General features: G+C 63.3%; 3 protein-coding genes. 1 reads left to right on the top strand and 2 read right to left on the bottom strand.

The genetic code is table 11. From position 1 onward, the window contains the following. On the bottom strand, window positions 1-1,145 hold a 1,145-nt coding region (locus DMB66_RS58795), incomplete at its 3' end, for a hypothetical protein (RefSeq protein ID WP_148112939.1). Window positions 1,146-2,017: 872 nt separating this feature from the next. Further along, the gene (locus DMB66_RS58790; RefSeq protein ID WP_125812586.1) at window positions 2,018-3,580 is read right to left on the bottom strand and encodes a pentapeptide repeat-containing protein; all 1,563 of its coding nucleotides are present in this window, start codon (window positions 3,578-3,580) and stop codon (window positions 2,018-2,020) included. A gap of 352 nt (window positions 3,581-3,932) precedes the next feature. Between DMB66_RS58790 and DMB66_RS58785 the strand changes: the two genes are divergently transcribed. Next, a partial coding sequence (locus DMB66_RS58785) for an NB-ARC domain-containing protein (RefSeq protein WP_233625602.1) occupies window positions 3,933-5,019 on the top strand: 1,087 nt, incomplete at its 3' end.

The following is a 5,019-nucleotide window of genomic DNA, read 5'->3' as shown; positions in this document are numbered from 1 at the left end:
GGCATGGCCGCCAGAGCGCCAAACGCGGTCGTTGCAGATCCGACCGCGATACCAGCAGCGAGCTTGAACGAGAGCGACCTTTTCGAGGCAGAGATCTTGCTTTGTATATCGGCCACCTCTGGCTCGATCGTATCGCGCCATACCGATCGGGCAATCTTCTCTGGATCCTCGGTCGTCGCTTTCTCGATCGCCTCTGCAATGGCCTCGACGAGGGTCTTGCGGAACCGCTCGAAGTGTTCATACTCCGACTCGCGCAGCTTTAGGAGTTCCGCCGTTTCCAAATTTGCAAGGACTGGAATGTCGAGATTGAGGGCTACTTGATCCACGGTGGCGGCGCCAGTAGTCTTATCCCGCTGAAAGAAGCTAGGCTCCAGCAGAGAGACTGGTGGGGCGCCATGTTCTTTGGCAGCTTGGCTGTCGAAGAAAAGAGCGCTCATTTGTTGTTGGATCAACGCGGCTGCAGCCGCAGCTTTCTTCGGGCGAGTCTTCTGGACCACGCGCATCCCGGGGCTGCCGGAAAAGAGTGGATGCACTAGACCCACGCTCCACCTTCTTGGGCCAGTCTGCTCTATCTCGACGCCTCCTTCGCGACTTACCAACTTTGCAACCTCTGCAATTTCGGCAATTGAATTAAGAAGTGGAGTATGGAGACTGCTAATCCAGCTGTCTACCTCGGCGCGCGGAGCGCTGGTTGGCTTATTGATGAATACTATGTATCTATCCATGCCAATCTTCCGCAAGTGCAGAAGCATGGTGACGTCATTCCATAGTGAAGTGAAGAAGTCCTGGAACCAATCGTTTCCGCGTCTTGAATCGAGGATATTAAGATAAGTTTTATGGGTGGGGCCCTGCATCAAAAAGTAGTCGAAGTAGTGTAGTAGCTGTCCGAATTCTCTATCGATAGCACGCGTTCTGCAGGCGGCTGCGGAGCAGAGTCCGGACGGCACATCCATGCCCATGCTCGCCAGCAGACTTGCAGGTATCGCAGCAGGCGACGGCTGCGTTTTATCGGCACCCTTAGCGAGCTCGTAAAGTCGGTTCATGGCGCCTGGGAACCTAATTCGCTGTCGAAGCGTATCGGATTCCGTGATCTCGAATTCGTCGATCCAGTCATACAGCCAGTGTTGCCCTGTAACAAGATCCATCTGCTGACCTCTCTCTCGCCTCACATGCGCACCTATCCATAGTGGCCTACAGATACCACGTGTGTTGGCGGTGGCACTTCACGAGAATCTGAGGTGGGATGGACAACCGCCTCGCCACGGTGCCCGGCCCGGACGTGTACACCGCGCCACGTGAAGGGCCATCGACGGTCAGGTCGGCGCCGAGGTTCGTCTCAGTTCTCGTCTCGTTCGTTGGCGTTCGACACGGTCCGAACTTGACCGCAGCAGCCTTGATAGGCAGCTCACGGACGTCGTTGCCCATGGCCGTACGGCCGAGAGCAGACCTCGAAGCGTGAGGTATCAAGCCCTCCAAGGGTTCAAATCCCCTTCACCACTGCCAGGGTTGTCGGCCGTCTTCACTGGTCCCGGGAGTGTGGCGAAACTGTGGCGAAGTCACTTGCCGCTCCTACAGCCTCGACCGACACAGACCACCGGCCACCGACGGCTTGACCTGGGAGTCTTTGCATCATCACTGGTAGAACATTGGGACGTTACCTCATTCGGGACGAAGAGGCCGTCGGTTCAAATCCGGCTACCCCGACCAGAGAATGTGCAGGTCAGGGCTGGTTCTCCGCGAGGAGGACCGGCCCTGACCTGTTTCCCGGACCACCTCCTGGAGTGGATCCTTGAATTCTCACTCCCGGCTCCTTCCGGTGAGCTTCCAGGAGCCGGTCCAAGAGGACGATCGGGGACGAGCCGCGCAGCCAAGGCGGCTTCCACCGCCCTGTCCGTTGAGGTTTCGGTTACTGCGCCTCCGGCAGGGCTCTCCGGCTCCCTCCGCCTCGGACAAGCCGGTCAGGCGCGATCCTCCCAATGGTCGAGGAGTCGGGTCGACGGTGGCGTCAGCCGCCTTCCTACGGCGTACCGTCCGGCGGCTCCGGGGGCTGATGTAAGACTTCTTCGCGTATGAGTCGGCCGTTCTTGGACCCGGGCTCGAGCCGCCATCCCGGCGGCCAGGTGTCCTCTCGGAAAGCCGCCGCCGTGAAAACAACCGCGTTCTCCAGCCCGATTATGCGGTTGAAGGTCGCTCCGCCGAACCTCGCACTGCCGTTGAAGGTCGTCCGGTCGAACCCCGCGTCGCCGGCAAAGGTCGCCTGGTCGAACCCCGCGCTGCTGAACATCGCCTCGTCGAACCGCGAGGTGCCGGCGAACGTCGCCTGGCGGAAATCCGCACCGCCGAACTTCACTCGGACGAACCCCGCGGCGCCGGCGAAGGTCGCCCGGTAGAATCGCGCGTCGCCGGCGAAGTTCGCTTGTTGGAAATCGGCATCAGCGGTAAAGGCTGCCTGGTTGAACCATGCGCCGCCGGTGAAGTGCGCGTCCCTGAACATGGCTTTGCCGGTGAAGGTCGCACCAGTGAACAACTCGCGGTTGGGAAAGGTGGCGCGGTAGAACCAAGCGTCGTCGGCGAAGGTTACCTGGTCGAACCCCGCGCGGACGGTGAATATCGCCTGGTCGAAAAATGCGGTGCCGACAAATGTGGCATTGGCGAAGTTCGCGCGACGAAGGTGACCTCGATGGAGATCCCAATTCGCGATGGTGGCGCCCGTGAGGTCGAGGTCGATGTTGGACCAGAAGGGTTGACGCGAATCCCCGGTCAGCGCGGCGGCGTGTTTCGGATCGACATCGTGGGGCCGGCTCAAGTGGGCGGTGAGGATATGTTGCGCCGTTAGTCTGACCTGGAGCTCCTGCTGCGGATCTCGGTCGGTTGGTTGCTCTCTGCTCGGCAGTGGAAGGGCAGCCATGGGTCGCTCCGCAGAGTGGGTCGCGGCCACGGGCCCCGCGTACGGCATGCGCAAATAGGCGCAGAGGACGTTGACGATGGTCTGCCGCTGGCTGGGGTTGTTCTGGGCGACGCGTTCCATGGCGTACAGGCCGGCGAGGCGGACCGCGGCATCGGCGTGGCCGAGCTGCTCGGCGGCCTTGGTGTAGAGATCGGTAACGCGACGTTCAGCGGCGTCTTCCACGTTGTGCTCGTGGACCTGTTCAGCGTGGCGCTGCCGCCGGACGGCGAGCAACAGTGCGGCGGCCGCCCCGGCGGCGGCGACGGACCCGAGACCGTACTTGATGGCCTCGACCTGCAACTTGGCTCGCTCGGAGTCGGAATCCACGCCGACCGCAACCACCCACATCACCGTCAACGCGGCAACGCCGACGCACGCCAGCGCGCCAGCCACGATCAGCAGTCCCCGGTCGGCAAGAAGCCACGGCCAACGCGATGCCCTGCCGGCCGGTCCTTCGATGGTGCCACGAGGACGACGGCGTGGTTGGAATGCCGATACAGCGATCAAGACCAGCGCCGGAAGCCCGACCATAACCAAGAACAAGCGTTCGGCAAGGACCTGTCCGACTGCCCGCAGCCATGACCATCGCCACGCGCACATCTCCAGCAGGACCGCTACGGCCAGCAGCCCCAAGCCCGCTCTGGACAGCCTTTTGACAGGGCGACGACTCCCCACAGTGGCATGGTGACCTATTGTGCCGCGTCCCACCTGTCGCGTTGGCGACTCACTGGGAACAATCGCTGGTGATCAGGAGCGGACAACTACGGAGGTCACGGAGGGTTCGCGTTCACCCGCGCGGCTGGGTGGGGAGTCGCCCGAGGGCTGGCGACGGCCGCAGTCGCGTTCCTGCGCGAAGGCTCGGATGGCCGGCTTGGGGACGATTCACTCCAAAGGAGGATCGTTGGTCAATCCCTGCGGGTGTTCGGCGCGTATATATAGCGGGAGTACCCCTCCGCAAACAAGGGTTCTGTTCTGATGATCCTTAATGGATACTGATGCGGTGAGCGACCCGGCGCGCGTGACCGCTGAGGCCAATCGCGACGCCCTTGTGCGTCTGTTGGCCGACGTTCCGGCGGCTCAGTTGGCGGCCGTGGCGCGAGACGTGTTCGTCTTTCTGCCGCTGCCCGCCCGGTTCGCCTGGGATGACGCCGGGGCGGTCGTCGGGCGGATCGATTCACTGCCACCGCAGGCCGACGACGTGCCGGCGCTGCTCGCCTTCGCCTGCCGGCTCGCGCACGAGGTGGACGACCTGTTCGCGCTCGAGATCAACCGGTGGGTGGTCGCCGCGGGGCGGCGCGCGGGCCTCTCGGACGAGGCCCTGCGGCGCCTATACCTCAGCTCCATGCCGGCGAACGCGGCGGATCACCGTACGCCGCCGCCGGCCGAGGGCTACGATATGTCCGAAACGCCGTATTTGGCCGTATCGAGTGAGGAGCACAGCCCCATGAGCCAGGGCGCCGTGGCGGACCTGCCGCGTTCAACGCTGGAGCGGTCCGACACCACCCGCATCTGGGGCGGCATCCCGCTGCGCAATCCCGACTTCACCGGCCGGGAGAGCCTGCTGCTGAGCCTGCAGCGGTCCCTGGAGACGCGGTCGAAGACCTCGGTGCTGCCCACCGCCTTACACGGCTTCGGCGGCGTCGGAAAGACGCAGCTCGCGGTGGAATACGCCTACCGTTTCGCCGACCGCTACGACCTGGTCTGGTGGATCCCGTCCGAGCAGCAGTCCCTCGTCCTGCAGTCCCTGGTCGACCTGGGCCGCGTCCTCGGTGTGCCGGTAACCGAGGACCTGATGCAGGCGTCCTCCCTGGTGATCGACGCCCTGAGCTCGACCAGCCTGCGCTGGCTGCTGGTCTACGACAATGCGACGGAGCCCGACGACATCTCGTCGCTGATTCCCTCGAGCGGCGGACACGTCATCCTCACCTCCCGAAACCAGACGTGGTCAAACGTCTGGGGCGCCATCGAGGTCAACATCTTCGAACGCCAGGAGAGCGTGACGCTGGTCCGCAAGCGCGGCACCGACATCTCATTCGCCGACGCGGACCGCCTCGCGGAGCGACTCGGCGACC

The organism is Actinoplanes sp. ATCC 53533, from assembly GCF_003947245.1.
This window is presented reverse-complemented; position numbering and strand designations above follow the sequence as displayed.